17 protein-coding genes are annotated in these 14865 nt (G+C 61.7%); 13 read left to right on the forward strand and 4 right to left on the reverse strand.

All coding sequences use genetic code 11. The features are described from left to right. Positions 1 to 208 precede the first annotated feature (208 nt). The 9 genes from KF794_05245 to KF794_05285 all read left to right on the forward strand — a co-directional run bounded on the left by KF794_05245 (position 209) and on the right by KF794_05285 (position 7923). The gene (locus KF794_05245) at positions 209 to 1378 is read left to right on the forward strand and encodes a cysteine desulfurase (protein ID QYK46097.1); all 1170 of its coding nucleotides are present in this window, start codon (positions 209 to 211) and stop codon (positions 1376 to 1378) included. A 46-nt stretch (positions 1379 to 1424) separates the two neighbouring features. Continuing rightward, positions 1425 to 2900, forward strand: coding sequence for a Fe-S cluster assembly protein SufB (gene sufB / locus KF794_05250; protein QYK46098.1), 1476 nt, complete (start codon positions 1425 to 1427; stop codon positions 2898 to 2900). Next, positions 2897 to 3295: a hypothetical protein gene (locus KF794_05255; GenBank protein QYK46099.1), complete on the forward strand. Its 399-nt coding sequence runs from the start codon at positions 2897 to 2899 to the stop codon at positions 3293 to 3295. Before sufB ends, KF794_05255 begins: the two co-directional genes overlap by 4 nt. A gap of 18 nt (positions 3296 to 3313) precedes the next feature. Further along, positions 3314 to 4066, forward strand: a complete 753-nt coding sequence (gene sufC / locus KF794_05260; protein ID QYK46100.1) for a Fe-S cluster assembly ATPase SufC — start codon at positions 3314 to 3316, stop codon at positions 4064 to 4066. 10 nt (positions 4067 to 4076) lie between these two features. Next, positions 4077 to 5399, forward strand: a complete 1323-nt coding sequence (gene sufD, locus KF794_05265) for a Fe-S cluster assembly protein SufD (GenBank protein QYK46101.1) — start codon at positions 4077 to 4079, stop codon at positions 5397 to 5399. Continuing rightward, entirely contained in the window at positions 5396 to 6634 is a 1239-nt protein-coding gene (locus KF794_05270; GenBank protein QYK46102.1) for a cysteine desulfurase, read from the forward strand. The genes sufD and KF794_05270 overlap by 4 nt, the downstream gene beginning before the upstream one ends. A gap of 45 nt (positions 6635 to 6679) precedes the next feature. Beyond that, the gene (locus KF794_05275; protein QYK46103.1) at positions 6680 to 7060 is read left to right on the forward strand and encodes an SUF system Fe-S cluster assembly protein; all 381 of its coding nucleotides are present in this window, start codon (positions 6680 to 6682) and stop codon (positions 7058 to 7060) included. Positions 7061 to 7135: 75 nt separating this feature from the next. Beyond that, positions 7136 to 7483, forward strand: a complete 348-nt coding sequence (locus KF794_05280) for an iron-sulfur cluster assembly accessory protein (protein QYK46104.1) — start codon at positions 7136 to 7138, stop codon at positions 7481 to 7483. 11 nt (positions 7484 to 7494) lie between these two features. After that, entirely contained in the window at positions 7495 to 7923 is a 429-nt protein-coding gene (locus KF794_05285) for a TfoX/Sxy family protein (protein QYK46105.1), read from the forward strand. Here the strand turns inward: KF794_05285 and KF794_05290 are convergent. Next, the gene (locus tag KF794_05290) at positions 7920 to 8978 is read right to left on the reverse strand and encodes a GGDEF domain-containing protein (protein QYK46106.1); all 1059 of its coding nucleotides are present in this window, start codon (positions 8976 to 8978) and stop codon (positions 7920 to 7922) included. The two genes, KF794_05285 and KF794_05290, sit on opposite strands and share 4 nt — an antisense overlap. A gap of 163 nt (positions 8979 to 9141) precedes the next feature. Beyond that, on the reverse strand, positions 9142 to 10566 hold the full coding sequence (locus KF794_05295) for a DEAD/DEAH box helicase (protein QYK46107.1): 1425 nt from the start codon (positions 10564 to 10566) through the stop codon (positions 9142 to 9144). A 218-nt stretch (positions 10567 to 10784) separates the two neighbouring features. Between KF794_05295 and KF794_05300 the strand changes: the two genes are divergently transcribed. Genes KF794_05300 through KF794_05310 form a run of 3 tightly spaced genes read left to right on the forward strand, consistent with a single transcriptional unit; the run spans position 10785 to position 12229 of the window. Then, positions 10785 to 11486: an alpha/beta fold hydrolase gene (locus KF794_05300; protein ID QYK46108.1), complete on the forward strand. Its 702-nt coding sequence runs from the start codon at positions 10785 to 10787 to the stop codon at positions 11484 to 11486. Between the two features lie 36 nt (positions 11487 to 11522). Then, positions 11523 to 11744 (forward strand): hypothetical protein, encoded by a 222-nt coding sequence (locus tag KF794_05305; protein ID QYK46109.1) that lies wholly within the window; start codon positions 11523 to 11525, stop codon positions 11742 to 11744. Beyond that, a complete protein-coding gene (locus tag KF794_05310; protein QYK46110.1) occupies positions 11741 to 12229 on the forward strand; it encodes an isoprenylcysteine carboxylmethyltransferase family protein in 489 nt (162 codons plus the stop codon). The genes KF794_05305 and KF794_05310 overlap by 4 nt, the downstream gene beginning before the upstream one ends. 4 nt (positions 12230 to 12233) lie before the next feature. Here the strand turns inward: KF794_05310 and KF794_05315 are convergent, their stop codons facing one another. Together KF794_05315 and KF794_05320 are read right to left on the reverse strand one after the other, a co-directional pair. Next, positions 12234 to 13406 carry a 4-hydroxybenzoate 3-monooxygenase gene (locus KF794_05315; GenBank protein QYK46111.1) on the reverse strand — a complete coding sequence of 391 codons (1173 nt, stop codon included), beginning with the start codon at positions 13404 to 13406 and terminating at the stop codon, positions 12234 to 12236. Between the two features lie 91 nt (positions 13407 to 13497). Beyond that, the gene (locus tag KF794_05320) at positions 13498 to 13890 is read right to left on the reverse strand and encodes a DUF937 domain-containing protein (protein QYK46112.1); all 393 of its coding nucleotides are present in this window, start codon (positions 13888 to 13890) and stop codon (positions 13498 to 13500) included. A gap of 122 nt (positions 13891 to 14012) precedes the next feature. On the opposite strand from KF794_05320, the gene KF794_05325 reads away from it, so the two are divergent. Then, the gene (locus tag KF794_05325) at positions 14013 to 14864 is read left to right on the forward strand and encodes an MBL fold metallo-hydrolase (protein QYK46113.1); all 852 of its coding nucleotides are present in this window, start codon (positions 14013 to 14015) and stop codon (positions 14862 to 14864) included. Position 14865: the final 1 nt, after the last annotated feature.

A 14865-nucleotide genomic window follows, 5' to 3' on the forward strand; every position in this document is an offset into this window, starting at 1 on the left:
TCTTTCGCGCGCTTATCTGGAAAGCGCAGGGTTCCGGCCCGGTTGACTCATGAGTACCACCGGACTACTTTAGAATAATTCTAAATAGAGATTCCGCTCGGCGGCGCTAGCCATCGTTTGCCACGCGCTCCTTCGCTTCGAGCTTTCTCTCTTAAACAATACGGGGTTCGAAAAGCAAGATTTTTCGGCTCCGCAAAGGCTTGAAACGATGGCCCGTGCCTTTCTCGACTACAACGCCACCTGTCTGCCGCGGAACGCGGCCAAGGAAGCGGTTGCGGCGGCAATGATGGCCCCCGCCAATGCCTCTTCGGTCCATACCGAGGGGCGGGCGGCCCGCGCGCTTGTCGAGGACGCGCGCGCGCAGCTCGCGGCGCAACTTGGTGCGGACCCGGCGGCGATTTTCTTCACCAGCGGCGCGACCGAGTCGAACGCGACCGCGCTTGCGCCGGAACTGGAACTCGAAGGCAAGCCGGTCCGCTGCGACGTGCTGATCCTTTCCGCTGTGGAACATCCGGCGGTGCGTGCAGGCGGACGCTTCCGCGAAGACCAGATCGAATATGTGCCAGTGGATGGTTCCGGCGTAATCGAATTGCATGCGCTGGAAGAGGCGCTGGAGAAACATTCCAACGCGGGACGCCGCGCTTTCGTCTCCGTCATGGCGGCGAACAACGAAACCGGCGTGCTGCAGCCCTTGCGCGCGGTGGCCGATCGCGTGCGCGCGGCGAAGGGCGTGTTTCACTCCGACGCGGTGCAGGTGTTCGGCAAGATTCCGTTCGACATTAAAGAGAGCGGCGCCGACCTCGTCTCCATCACGTCGCACAAGCTCGGCGGTCCGCAGGGCGTCGGCGCGCTGGTTGCGCGTCATCCCGATACGCGCGTGCCTGCGATCATGCGCGGCGGCGGGCAGGAGCGCGGACGCAGGCAGGGCACCGAAACGGTCGCGGGCATCGCGGGCTTTGCCGCGGCGGCGACCGAAGCCGCGCAGACGCTTACCCCGGAAGGATCGCGTCTCGCCACGCTGCGCGCGAAGCTCGAAGAGGGAATTCGCAAGGTCGCTCCCGACGCCGTGATTTTCGGCGAGCGCGCCGCACGGCTGCCCAACACCACGTTCTTCTCCGCACCCGGCATCGACGCGCAGACCGCGCTCATGTTGTTCGATCTGGACGGCGTTGCGCTGAGCGCAGGCTCGGCTTGTTCCTCCGGAAAGTCGGCTGCTTCACCCACGTTGCAGGCGATGGGCGTGACTTCCGAGATCGGCCGCGGAGCCATGCGCGTGAGTACGGGTTGGAATACGAGTGATGCGGACGTGACGCAGTTCCTGTCCGTCTGGTCGAAGGTCTATACGTCTCTGAAAAAGGGCGGCGTTCGCGCCGCGTGAGTTTGGAATTGGAATGTTTCGCGGCTGATGCCGCGCGGAGTTGAGAATGCCGGCAGTCAAGGAAACCATCGAGCGCGTCAAATCCATCGACGTCGATCAATACAAGTACGGCTTCGAAACCAAGATCGAGGTCGAGAAAGCGCCGAAGGGGCTTGATGAGAGCACCGTTCGCTTCATCTCGGCCAAAAAGAATGAGCCGGAGTGGATGCTCGAATGGCGCATGGAAGCGTTCCGCCGCTGGAAGACCATGCAGGAGCCGGAGTGGGCGCGCGTCCACTACCAGAAGATCGACTATCAGGACCTTTATTATTACGCCGCGCCGAAGAAGACGCCGGGACCGAAGTCGCTCGACGAGGTTGATCCGGAATTGCTGCGCACTTACGAGAAGCTCGGCATTCCGCTGCGAGAGCAGGAAATTCTGGCGGGCGTGCAGGAGTCCGGCCGCAAGGTCGCGGTCGATGCTGTGTTCGATTCCGTTTCGGTCGTCACCACCTTCAAGGAAGAACTGAAGAAGGCCGGCGTCCTCTTCATGTCGATCTCGGAGGCGATCCGCGAGCACCCCGATCTGGTGCGCAAGTATCTCGGTTCGGTCGTGCCGATCACCGACAATTTCTTCGCGACGCTGAACTCGGCGGTGTTCTCCGACGGCTCGTTCGTCTACGTGCCGAAGGGCGTGCGCTGCCCGATGGAATTGTCCACGTACTTCCGCATCAACGAGAAGAACACCGGCCAGTTCGAGCGCACGCTCATCATCGCGGATGAGGGCGCGTATGTGAGCTACCTCGAAGGCTGCACCGCGCCGTCGCGCGACGAGAACCAGTTGCATGCGGCTGTCGTCGAACTGGTCGCGCTCGACAATGCCGAGATCAAGTATTCGACCGTGCAGAACTGGTATCCGGGCGACGCGCAGGGCAAGGGCGGCGTCTATAACTTCGTGACCAAGCGTGGCGACTGCCGCGGCAACGGCTCGAAGATTTCATGGACGCAGGTCGAGACCGGCTCGGCGATTACGTGGAAGTATCCGTCGTGCATCCTGCGCGGCGACAACTCGCAGGGCGAATTCTATTCGATTGCGATTTCCAACGGCCACCAGCAGGTCGATAGCGGCACCAAGATGATCCATCTCGGCAAGAATACGTCGAGCCGCATCATCTCGAAGGGCATCGCCGCCGGTGTTTCGCAGAACACCTATCGCGGACAGGTGTCGGCGCATCGCAAGGCGAGCAATGCGCGCAACTTCACGAACTGCGACTCGCTGCTCATCGGCGACAGGTGCGGCGCGCATACGACGCCTTATATCGAGGCGAAGAATTCTTCGGCCGTGTTCGAACACGAGGCTACCACCTCGAAGATTTCCGACGACATGCTGTTCTACTGCCGCCAGCGCGGATTGTCGGCGGAGGAGGCGGTGGCGCTGGTCGTAAACGGTTTCGTCAAGGACGTGCTGCAACACCTGCCGATGGAATTCGCGGTGGAAGCACAGAAGCTGATTGCAATCTCTCTCGAAGGAAGCGTGGGGTGACCTCGCTCATGGAGATTTCTGTTTTTGATGCCACGGTTGCCGCCACTGCTTCGCGGAGCGCGGACGTAGAAGATGTAAAAGCGGCGGCTGGCTTCGTTGATCGCTTCTACGAGTGCCATGTCCTGACCTCGCAACACCTGAAGCGTTACGAATATATGCTGTTTCGTAACGAATATGATTTCGGGTGGCGTGCGGAGACGGACGCACATACAGGCAGCATCGCAATCCGGTTCGATACGGATGGACAGGTGCAGCTTGTCTGGACGTATGGCAGCAAGACGGACACGGGTTTAGGCGGCCGGTGGCGTTCGCTCGGCAGGCCGGCAGATAACGAAAGCACAATTTCGGCGATCATCGCCGATCGCGTACTCGAATGGCTTGAACGCTACGATTAGGATTCAGGAAAAAAAGTTATGGCGTTGCTCGAAGTAAAAAATCTCCATGCGCGGGTCGAGGAAAAGGAAATCCTCCGCGGCCTGAACCTCTCCATCAATCCGGGCGAGGTCCACGCGATCATGGGGCCGAACGGGTCCGGCAAGTCCACGCTGTCCTATGTGCTGGCCGGCAAGGACGATTACGAAGTCACCGGCGGTTCGGCGAAACTCGACGGCGAAGACCTGCTTGAGCTGGAGCCGGACGAGCGCGCGGCCAAGGGCCTGTTCCTCGCTTTCCAGTATCCCATCGAAATTCCGGGCGTCGCGTCGATGACGTTCCTGCGGACGGCGGTGAACGCGGTGCGCAAGAAGCGCGGCGAGGAAGAACTCTCCACGCCGGACTTCCTGCGCCTCGTGCGCGAGAAAGCGAAAGAACTGAACATCAATCAGGACATGCTGAAGCGTCCGGTGAATGTCGGCTTTTCGGGCGGCGAGAAGAAGCGCAACGAAATCCTCCAGATGTCGCTGCTGGAGCCGAAGATGTGCGTGCTCGATGAAACCGACTCCGGCCTCGACATCGACGCGCTGAAAATCGTCGCCGACGGCGTGAACCGCCTGCGCGCGAAGAACCGCGGCTTCCTCGTCATCACGCATTACCAGCGGCTGCTCGATCACATCGTGCCGGACGTCGTGCATGTCATGGCGAAGGGCAGGATCGTCCGCACCGGCGGGCCGGAGCTTGCGCACGAACTCGAAGCCAAGGGCTACGCGGCCTACGAAAACGCGGCTTAAGGAAAGCATCGTGAACGCTGAAGTCAAAATGATGCGCACGGCCGCCGAGACGGCTTACACGGATGCGCTCGCCGCGTTGCCGGGCGCGGAGCCGGTTCGCGCGCTCCGCGAAAAGGCGCTGCGTCTCTTTGCCGAAAAAGGCCTGCCGCACCGCCGCGTCGAGGAATGGAAATACACCGATCTGCGCGCGCTGATCCGCGAAATGCCGCCGCTGGCGAAGGGTGCGGATGCGGCCGCCATCGCGGAAGCGAAGAAAACGAACGTGCTTCCCAATATCGGTGCGCGCGAGATCGTTTTCGTCAACGGTGCTTTCGTCGCCTCGCTCTCCAACCTGAAGAATCTGGAAAAGGGCCTGCGCATTTCCACGCTGGCCGATGCGCTGGCGAAGGACGCGGCAATGCCCGCGCTGCTCGCGAAGCTCAATCCCGGCAAGTACGACGCGGTGTTCGCGCTCAATACGGCGGCGCTGAACGAAGGCATCGTGATCGACGTTGCGAACGGCACGCAGATCGCGAAACCCATCCATGTCCGCCATATCGTCACCGGCACGTCGCCGGTCAGCGTATTCGGCCGCGTGTTCGTCAAGGCGGGTAAAAAATCGCAGGCGACGATCGTGCAGTCGCATGCCGGTCCCGATGCGGTAGCCTACCAGACCAACACCATCTTGCAGCTTTCGGTAGCCGACGACGCCGAACTCGATGTCGTGCGCGTGCAGGCGGAAGGCGACAAGGCGATCCATCTTTCCATGACGGTCGGCGCCATCGGCAACGAAAGCCGCTTCCGCTCGTTCGCGCTGACGACCGGGGCGGCGGTGTCGCGCCACACCGTGCCGTTCGCCTATGCAGGCAGGAACGCGCGCGCGCTGCTCGCGGGCGCGACACTGCTGCGCGGTAAGCAGCACAGCGACGTCACGCTCGAAGTCGATCATGCGCTGCCGGGCGGCGAGAGCCGCGAACTGTTCAAGACCGTGCTCGACGACGAGAGTCGCGGCGTGTTTCAGGGATTGATTATCGTTCGCCCTGATGCGCAAAAAACCGATGGCCGCATGATGTCGGCCGCGCTCCTGCTCGGCGACGCAGCCGAAATGGACAACAAGCCGGAACTCGAAATCTTCGCCGACGACGTGCAATGCGCGCATGGCGCGACCACCGGCGCGCTCGACGACGATCTCATGTTCTATCTTCGCGCGCGTGGCATCCCGAAGAAGGAAGCCGAAAGCCTTCTGATCCAGTCGTTCTTCGGCGAGGCAATCGAGACCATCGAGAACGGGAAAATCCAGAGCGCCGTCATGGCTCGTGCGGCCGCCTGGCTTGCCGAAAGAAGCGTGCCGTGAACGCGCCCGCAAAGCCCGCCTTCGACATTGCGAAGGTGCGCGCCGACTTCCCGATCCTGTCGAAGGAAGTCTACGGCAAGAAGCTGGTCTATCTCGACAACGCCGCGTCGGCGCAAAAGCCGAAGGCCGTGCTCGACCGCATGCGTTATTGCTACGAGCACGAATACGCCAACGTGCATCGCGGCCTGCATTATCTCGCGAACGCCGCGACTGAGGCCTATGAAGGCGCGCGCGAGAAGGTGCGCGGCTTCCTGAACGCGAAATCGGCGTCCGAGATCATCTTCGTAAAGAACGCCACCGAAGCGATCAATCTGGCCGCGGCCTCGTTCGGCCTTGCGGAAATCGGCGAGGGCGACGAGATCGTGCTCTCGATCATGGAGCACCACTCCAACATCGTGCCATGGCACTATCACCGCGAGCGCAAGGGCGCGGTCATCAAGTGGGCGCCGGTGGACGAGGACGGCAACTTCCTGCTCGACGAATTCGAGAAGCTGCTCACCAGGCGCACGAAGATCGTCGCCATCACGCAGATGTCGAATGCGCTCGGCACCATCGTCCCGGTGAAGGAAGTCGTGAAGCTCGCGCACGCGCGCGGCATCCCCGTGCTGGTCGATGGCAGCCAGGGCGCGGTGCATCTTACGCCGGACGTGCAGGACATCGACGCCGACTTCTATGTCTTCACAGGCCACAAGCTCTACGGGCCTTCGGGCATCGGCGTGCTTTACGCGAAGCGCGAGTGGCTGGAGCGCCTGCCGCCATTCCTCGGCGGCGGCGAAATGATCCGCGAAGTGACGGAGGAGAACGTCACTTACGGGGACCCGCCGCACAAGTTCGAGGCGGGAACTCCCGCTATCGTGCCTGCGGTCGGCCTCGGTGCCGCGATCGATTACGTCCAATCCCTCGGCCACGCCAATATCGCCGCGCACGAAAAGATGCTGCTCGACTACGCGACCGAGAAACTCGCGCGCATCAACAGCCTGAAGTTCTATGGCCGCGCGAAGGAGAAGGGCGCAATCCTCTCGTTCGAGATGAAAGGCGCGCATCCGCATGATGTAGCGACGGTCATCGACCGGCAGGGCGTGGCCGTCCGTGCCGGTACCCATTGCGCGCTGCCGCTGCTCAAGCGCTACGGCTGCACCGCGACCTGCCGCGCATCCTTCGCGCTCTACAACACGAAGGAAGAGGTCGATGCGCTGGCTGAAGCACTTCTAAAAGCGCAGGAAATGTTCGCGTGAGGGGCGGTTCGCATAACCGCCGCCTTTTGGTGTAGAAACGGGACCATGAACGAAGAAGTGAAACCCGCCGCGGCGGCCCCCATTACCCCCGCGACCCCGTCGGCGATCCCGGCGGAAGAACTCTCGCGCCTGACCGACGACATCGTCAGCGCGCTGAAGACGGTCTACGATCCGGAAATCCCGGTCGATATTTACGAGCTGGGCCTGATCTACAAGGTCGATATCGCGGACGACCGGCAGGTCGCGGTCGATATGACCCTGACCTCGCCGAACTGCCCGGCGGCGGTGGAACTGCCCGGCATGGTGGAAAATGCCGTGTCCTCGGTGCAGGGCGTCGGCCCGGTCAAGGTGAAGGTCGTGTTCGACCCGCCGTGGGACCAGAGCCGCATGTCCGAGGATGCCAGGGTTGCGCTGAACCTGTGGTGACCCCACTTAATCCTTCGATAGAATGGGACTGCTAGAGTCGATCTCATGAACGCACCCCGTCCGAGACCCGCCGTAATGACCGTGACAGACGCCGCCGCCGCGCGCGTCCGCGAGTTGATTGCACGCGCGGGCAAGCCGGTCGCGGGCGTCCGCGTCGGCGTGGAAAAGGGCGGCTGTGCCGGCATGTCCTACACCATGGATCTGGCCGACACGGTCGAGCGCGGCGACGAGGTCGTCGAGACGCAGGGCGTGAAGGTGCTGATCGATCCGAAGGCGGTGTTGTTCCTGCTCGGCACCACGATGGATTTCTCGGTCGACAAGATGTCCGCGCGGTTCGTGTTCAGGAACCCGAACGAAACCTCGGCCTGCGGCTGCGGCGAATCCGTTTCCATCACGCCTGCGAAGGCGTCCGCCGCGAACTGACCGCGCGGGCCATGGCCTTCGACGACGAAGACTCGCTTCGCGAACTTTTCTCCGCATTCGGACCCATAGCCGTCCGCCGCATGTTCAGCGGCAAGGGCGTTTATTCGGACGGCGTGCATTTCGCGCTGTCGATCGGCGGCACGGTTTATCTGCGGGCCGACGAGGAGATCGTTCCGATGTTCCAGGCGGAAGGCTCGAAGCCTTTCACCTATACGGCCAAGGGCCGCGAGATCGTGGTCAATTACTGGTCGGTGTCGGAGCGTTGTTACGACGAGCCGGAAGAACTCGTTCCCTTCGCACGCGCGGCCTTGAACGCGGCGAAGCGGATTGCCGCGAAGAAAGCGAAGCCCCGCAAGCCGGCTGCGCCGAAAAGCAAACGGCCCGTCCGGGTCCGGGCCGCGAAAAAACAAACTGCAAAGCGGAAAACGAAGCGGAGTTAGGCGACCTTCGCCGGCAGTTTTTCCAGAACCGTTTCCGGAATCACGCAATTACGGCCCGCGGCTTTTGCCGCGTAAAGGCACGTATCAGCGCGCTCGATCAGGGACGCCAGCGTATCGCCCTTGCGCCACAGCGCGACGCCGAGCGAGATGGTGACGCGGCCAAGCGTTTCGCCGGTCGAGCGGCGCACCAGTTCCTTGGCCTGCACCGCCTTGCGGATGTGCTCGGCGGCAGTCAGCGCGGAATCCAGCGTGGTTTTCGGCAGGATCACGGCGAATTCCTCACCGCCGTAGCGCGCTGCCACGTCCTGACCCTTCACGTTGTGCTTGAGCGCGACCGCGACGAGGCGCAGCACCTGGTCGCCGGTCAGGTGGCCGTAGGTATCGTTGAACTTCTTGAAGTGGTCGATGTCGGTGAGGATCACCGAGAGCGGCTGGTCTTTCGCTTCCGCTTCTTTCAGCAGCCGCGAGGCGGACTCGTCGAAATATTTGCGGTTCGCGAGCGTGGTCAGCGGATCGGTCAGCGACTCGGTACGCACGACCTCGAGGTTTTCCTGCAACTCGCGGATTTCCTGCCGCGAATCCGTAAGCCGCTGCTGGAGGATGTGGTTCGCGTTTTCGACTTCGCGGGTCGCATGCACCAGCGTTTCGACGATGACGCGGATCTGTTCGCGGTCGGGTTCGCCGCCGATGGTTTCCGAAGCGCCCGCCAGCGATGCCGAATAGGAATTGGCCGAGCCGATCGCGGCATTGATCATCGACATGACCTGCTCGATTTCGCCGGCCATCTGTTCGCCGACCTTGTCGAGCTTTTCGCCGATCCGCGCCGCCGAGAAATGCTTGAGGTAAAGCTCTTCAAGCTCCGCCGGGGAGATGCTGCCGGCGCGCGAAAGCGTGGCGTTGATCTCGACGTTCAGCGCGGCGTTCGAGCCGCCCGCATAGGTGTACCAGATCTCGAAATTTCGCGGATTGGCGGCGACGCCAAGCTCCTTCATCTGGCCGAGCGCGATTTCCGCGAGGCCGATGGTGCGCTCGAAGTCCGCGTCCTGCGGGTTCATACGAAATCCCTCGCCGCATCCAGCGGCGTAGACGGCACGGAGAATCCGCGCCGTTTTCGGTTACCGCTGGAAGATAGGGGGCGTTTCTGAACAGGCCGTAAATCGGGAACTAGTTATAAAGAAGAACAATTTGCCGGCCGAAACGGCCGGCAAAACGAGGGCCTTAGCCTGCGGATTCGTAGCGCTTGGTGGGGCGCAGCAGGAAAGCGGGCAGGTGGCTGGTGTCGGCTGGCTCGTCCTGCGGCTTCTGCCGCTGCTGCCGTGGCGCGGCCGGTTCCCCCATGCGAACCGGGGCAGCCGGTGCCGGGCGCTCGGCAGGACGCTCGTTGCCGCGCTCGGCGTTTTCCGGTTTGCCGCCGCCACGGCGGCGGTTGCGTCCGCCACGCCGGGAGCGCTTCGGTCCCCGCTGTTCGCCGGATACTTCGGCCGCGGGTTCTTCCGTAGCCGGGGCTGCCGGAGCGGGGGTGGCGCCTTCGCGCCACGTGATGCTCTGGCCGATCAGCTTTTCGATAGCTCCGAGCGACTTGCGGTCCATCGGCGAGACCAGTGTGAAGGCTTCGCCGGAGCGGCCTGCGCGGCCGGTGCGGCCGATGCGGTGAACGTAGTCCTCGGCGTGGTAGGGCACGTCGAAATTGAAGACGTGGCTCACTTCCGGAATATCGAGGCCACGGGCAGCGACGTCGCTCGCTACCAGCAGCGTGGTTTCGCCCTTGCGGAAGGCATCGAGCGCCGCCATGCGTGCGCGCTGGTCCATGTCGCCGTGCAACGCCGCTGCGTTGAAGCCGTGCTTCACCAGCGATTTGTGCAGTTGCGCGACGTCGCGCTTGCGGTTGCAGAAGATGATGCCGTTCCGGATCGCTCCGGCTTCACGGATCAGCATGCGCAGCGCGTCGCGCTTCTCGTAGTCCTTGGAGCCGGTGGCGACGAGCGTCTGCGTGACGTTGGCGGCGGTGGAAGAAGGCCGCGCGACTTCGATCTGGACCGGGTTGGAGAGGAAAGTTTCGGTGAGCCGCTGGATTTCCGGCGGCATGGTCGCGGAGAAGAACAGGGTCTGGCGCGTGAAGGGAACGAGTTTGCAGATGCGCTCGATGTCGGGAATGAAACCCATATCCAGCATCCGGTCGGCTTCGTCGATCACCAGCAGTTCGACGCCGGTGAGAAGCAGCCGCCCGCGCTCGAAGTGATCGAGCAGGCGGCCCGGCGTTGCGATCAGCACGTCTACGCCGCGCATCAGCTTGGCGTCCTGATCGTCGAACGAGACACCGCCGATCAGGAGCGCGATCGAGAGCTTGTGGTTCTTGCCGTACTTGTTGAAGCTCTCCTCGACCTGCGCCGCGAGTTCGCGCGTGGGTTCGAGGATGAGCGTGCGGGGCATCCGCGCACGCGCGCGGCCTTGCTCCAGCATGGTGATCATCGGGAGCGTGAAGGCGGCAGTTTTGCCGGTTCCGGTCTGTGCAATGCCGAGGACGTCGCGGCGCTGAAGAACGTGGGGGATAGCTTGCGCCTGGATCGGGGTCGGGTTGGTGTAACCCGCCGCGGTAACGGCCGAGAGCACCTTTTCGCTCAGGCCAAGTTCAGAAAAAGACATGCAGTTCGAAGTTCCGTCGCGTCTTGGGCTACTCGCTCATCCGTCCGGGCAATGGGCCATGCGGACATCATGTGAGGAGGGCCGGTTCGGCGGGGGCATGGGACGCGAATCCAGTGGGCGCCCGTCGATGCACTGCAACATAGGTAGAAAACGGCGGAAGTCAATGAAAAATACTGCTAATCGCGTAGGCCGAAGAAACAGGGTGAAGGGGGCGTAAGATGGCGGATGCGATACCCGTGGTGCTGGTGCCGGGACTGAATTGCTCCGCGCGCGTCTACGCCCCGCAAGTACCGGCGCTCTGGCAGTTTGGTCCCGTACAGGTCGCCGACCACCGTCGCGGCAATTCGGTCGCAGCCATTGCCAAGGAGATACTGGCTAATGCGCCGCCGCGTTTCGCGCTCGCTGGTTTTTCGATGGGCGGCTACATCGCGCTGGAGATCTTGCGGCAAGCGAAAGAGCGAGTGCTCAGGCTCGCGTTGATCGACACCGCGGCCGGTGCGGATCGTCCCGAACAAACGGAAAAGCGTCACGCCAACATCGCGCTTACACGGGAGGGCAAGGCTGCGGAACGCGAAGACGCGCTCTGGCCGCTGCTGGTGCACGAGTCCCGTCTGAAAGACGAAGACCTCCGGAACATCGTGAGGGAGATGCATCGTGAGACCGGCACGGAAGCCTATATCAACCAGCAGACCGCGATCATGACCCGGCCGGATTCGCGGCCCACGCTGCATGGTCTGAAAATGGAGACGCTGATCGTGGTCGGGGACAGCGACCAGCTCACGCCACCCCATGCCGCAAAGGAAATGGCCGACCTGGTCGAAGGCTCGCGTCTCGACGTGATCCCGAATTGCGGGCACATGTCTACGCTGGAGCGCCCCGACCGCGTCACCAAGCTGCTCGTCGAGTGGCTTGCCGAATAGAATTTCAGCCGCACATCGCTGTGAAAGGAGCGTTCGATGCCAGAGATCGTCGATATCGAGAAGACATGGGATTACGACGATCCGGGTGATCGCACGGTTTCGTTTACCTTCGAACTGGACGAAAACAAACGGCAGTGGCGCGCAAAAACACGGAGCTTCGTGCGAGGCACCGTCGTCACAAACTATTTCTTTCCGCAGACGAAAGCCGACCTCGAGAAGCTGCTTGCCGATCTGCGCACGGAGATGATTGCAGAATGACTCCCGAAGACAATGCCGTTCCGAATGTTATCGCCCGTCCGCCGCTGATCGTGCTGGTCACGGTACTGGCCGCGCTGTTACTCGACTACCTGTTGCCGAGAAACTATTTCGCAACGATGGCGCCGCTGTTCCGTTACGTCTCCGGCGGCATCGCGCTTGCGGCGGGTCTTGTCATGCTTGGCTCTGCGGCGAGCCGCTTTCGCGAAGAGGGCACGAACATCCCGACATGGGAGCCGGCGCTCGCGCTGGTCACTGACGGCATTTATGCGCGCACGCGCAACCCGATCTACGTCGCATTTATCTGGGTTCTGATCGGATTGTCGCTGTTGTTCGCGTCGGGATGGCTGCTGAATCTGCTCATCCCATTCGCGCTGGTGATGCACTTCGGCGTCGTGCTTCCCGAAGAGCAATATCTGCAGCAACGCTTCGGCGCGGCTTACACAGGATACAAGGCGCGTGTGCCGCGTTACTTCTGGATTTTCTGAACGTTCAATCGATCGGCAGGCCGACGTAGTTCTCGGCGAGCGCGGTGGACGCCGCCTTCGATGAGGTGACGTAGTCGAGTTCGGCGATCTGCCGTTTGCGGTCGAACGCGCCGTCCTGCGGATTGAGGTGCAGCATCGTCGTCATGAAGTAAGAGAAGCGCTGCGCTTTCCAGATGCGCGATAGGCATTGCTTCGAATAGCCGTCGAGCAGAGTAGTGCTTTTCGATTTGTAGAAAGCCTCCACTGCGCGCGAGAAGAACAGCACGTCCGCAATCGCGAGGTTCATACCCTTCGCGCCGGTTGGCGGTACGATGTGCGCGGAGTCGCCTGCGAGGAACAACCGGCCGAACTGCATCGGCTCGACCACGAAACTGCGCATCGCAGTGACGCCTTTCTCGATGACTCTGCCGGTTTTCAGTTGCGTCGTTCCATCCGGGCTGAGACGTAATTGCAATTCTTTCCAGATCGCCTCGTCGCTCCACGCCCTTGCATCCTCGGCGGGATCGCATTGCAAGTAAAGCCGCGTGATGTTCGGCGCGCGCATCGAATAGAGACCAAAACCGCGATCGGTATGCGAGTAGATGAGTTCATGCGAAGGGGGAGTGGACTCCGCAAGGATTCCGAGCCAGCCGAACGGATAAACCCGCTCGTACTCGGTTAGTACGCCCTCCGGTACGCTAGGACGGCAGATGCCGTGGAAGCCGTCGCATCCGGCGATGAAATCGCAAGTAATTTCATGGGACTCGCCGTTCTTCTTGAATCGAATTACCGGCTTGTCGCTATCGAGCTTGTCGACCTGCGTGTCCGAAACCTCGAATTCGATTCCGCCACCACGGTTTAGCCGCGCTTGAATCAAGTCTTTAACGACTTCATGTTGCCCGTAAACGACGATCGCCTTGTTCACGAGCGACTTGAAATCTATCCGCCTGCGCTCTCCGTTGATTCCGATTTCGATGCCTTCGTGGACGAGGCCCTCGCGGCGCATGCGCGCGCCGACACCGAGTTTGTCGAATAGTTCCGCTGCCCAATGCTCGATTACGCCGGCGCGGATGCGCGCTTCGACATAGGCGCGTGAACGGTTCTCGATGATGATGGAAGAGATTCCGGCGCGCTCGAGCAGCAACGCGAGCGTCAGCCCTGCGGGACCAGCCCCTATAATCCCTACTTGGGTACGCATGTTTCCCCCAGTCTTTTTATTGACCGGAGCCTAGTCAAATCCTGCCGGGGGAAAAGGAATATGCGCGGGAATGCCGTGCCATTTCCGGCGTTTAGCCGCCGCCTTTGCCCATGGACTCGACCAGCACGCCGTCCGGACTCATCTTGTCGACCACGCCGGGGAAATACTTGGCGAGCATGGGCAGCAGGGCGTCGACCGGAATCCCGAACTGTTTTGCGATCTGACGAATCTGATCGTTGCCGAGCGCGTCGTTGATTTGCGAGGGATTGACCGGAAGGTTCTGGCCGTTACCGAGCCAGGAGTCGACCTGCTGCTTCAGACCGTTCTCGGCAAGCTGCTTCAAAATCCCGCCGACACCGCCGAAGCCGCCATCCTTCAGGATCGAGCTAAAGATGTCCGGCAACTGGGTTTGCTGCTGCGGGCTGGCGTTTCCGCCGATCGCATTCTTGAGAACTTCGCCGAGTACGGCATCGAGCAAGCCCATGACGGCCTCCATATACAAACTGGTAAGGTAAAGCGGAGCATAGCGCGGCGAGTATGTCCACCGCGCTTGCGACGGCTTCAGGCCGCGCTTCACAATCCGGCCGTGCAAACAGGTAGAATTTTATGCAGTGGCGTATCGGTGCCGCAAAAATTACTCGGATTGTCGAACTGGAAGGCGCGGGCGGGACTAAGTTTATCCTGCCGCAGGCCTCTCCAGAAGCAGTAAAGGAAATCGGTTGGCTCGTCCCGGATTACGCCACCGCGGACGGCAAGCTGAAGATGTCGGTGCATGCGCTCGTCGTCGAGGCAGACGGCAAGCGTATCGTCGTCGATACCTGCATTGGTAACAACAAGAAGAACCGCATCGTGCCCGTGTGGAACGATCTCGATACGCCGTTCTTGTTCAAGTTGAACGAGGCCGGCTTTGCGCCGGAGACCATCGACCTAGTTATCTGCACGCACCTGCATGTCGATCATGTCGGGTGGAACACGAAGCTCGCGGGCAACGACTGGGTGCCGACATTTCCGAATGCGCGTTATCTGTTTGGCAGAACCGAATACGAATATTGGAAAGACTTCGAGGACAACCCGGAACAGCGCGCGGTGTTCGCGGACTCGGTCAGACCAATCGTCGATGCCGGACTGGCCGACATCATTCCCGGTACAGTTCAGGTGAGCGAAAGCATTTCGACCGTGCCGACACCGGGGCACAGTCCAGGCCACATGAGCATCCGCATCCGTTCGGAAGGAGAGGAGGCGTTGCTACTCGGCGACGTCGCGCATCATCCTTGCCAGATGGCGCACCCCGAATGGTCCTCGACCTTCGACAGCGACCCGATGCAATCGGCGCGCACCCGGCGCGATGTTTTCGGCGAGATAGCGGATACCGGAACGGTCGTCATCGGCGGGCATTTCCCCGCGGGACGTATCGTGCGGGAGGGCGGTGCGTTTCGGTTGGTACTGCGCGAAGTGTGAA

The sequence above is a fragment of the Xanthobacteraceae bacterium genome, assembly GCA_019454205.1.
In the GTDB taxonomy this organism is placed as follows: domain Bacteria; phylum Pseudomonadota; class Alphaproteobacteria; order Rhizobiales; family Xanthobacteraceae.

Excerpts from the sequence above, each read along its gene's own strand:
- KF794_05325 (QYK46113.1), top strand. The coding sequence starts at position 14,013 with ATGCAGTGGCGTATCGGTGCCGCAAAAATTACTCGGATTGTCGAACTG.
- KF794_05280 (QYK46104.1), top strand. The coding sequence starts at position 7,136 with ATGACCGTGACAGACGCCGCCGCCGCGCGCGTCCGCGAGTTGATTGCA.
- sufC (QYK46100.1), top strand. The coding sequence starts at position 3,314 with ATGGCGTTGCTCGAAGTAAAAAATCTCCATGCGCGGGTCGAGGAAAAG.
- KF794_05300 (QYK46108.1), top strand. The coding sequence starts at position 10,785 with ATGGCGGATGCGATACCCGTGGTGCTGGTGCCGGGACTGAATTGCTCC.
- KF794_05285 (QYK46105.1), top strand. The coding sequence starts at position 7,495 with ATGGCCTTCGACGACGAAGACTCGCTTCGCGAACTTTTCTCCGCATTC.
- KF794_05320 (QYK46112.1), bottom strand. The coding sequence starts at position 13,890 with ATGGGCTTGCTCGATGCCGTACTCGGCGAAGTTCTCAAGAATGCGATC.
- KF794_05245 (QYK46097.1), top strand. The coding sequence starts at position 209 with ATGGCCCGTGCCTTTCTCGACTACAACGCCACCTGTCTGCCGCGGAAC.
- KF794_05310 (QYK46110.1), top strand. The coding sequence starts at position 11,741 with ATGACTCCCGAAGACAATGCCGTTCCGAATGTTATCGCCCGTCCGCCG.
- KF794_05305 (QYK46109.1), top strand. The coding sequence starts at position 11,523 with ATGCCAGAGATCGTCGATATCGAGAAGACATGGGATTACGACGATCCG.
- KF794_05275 (QYK46103.1), top strand. The coding sequence starts at position 6,680 with ATGAACGAAGAAGTGAAACCCGCCGCGGCGGCCCCCATTACCCCCGCG.
- sufB (QYK46098.1), top strand. The coding sequence starts at position 1,425 with ATGCCGGCAGTCAAGGAAACCATCGAGCGCGTCAAATCCATCGACGTC.
- KF794_05290 (QYK46106.1), bottom strand. The coding sequence starts at position 8,978 with ATGAACCCGCAGGACGCGGACTTCGAGCGCACCATCGGCCTCGCGGAA.
- KF794_05295 (QYK46107.1), bottom strand. The coding sequence starts at position 10,566 with ATGTCTTTTTCTGAACTTGGCCTGAGCGAAAAGGTGCTCTCGGCCGTT.
- KF794_05315 (QYK46111.1), bottom strand. The coding sequence starts at position 13,406 with ATGCGTACCCAAGTAGGGATTATAGGGGCTGGTCCCGCAGGGCTGACG.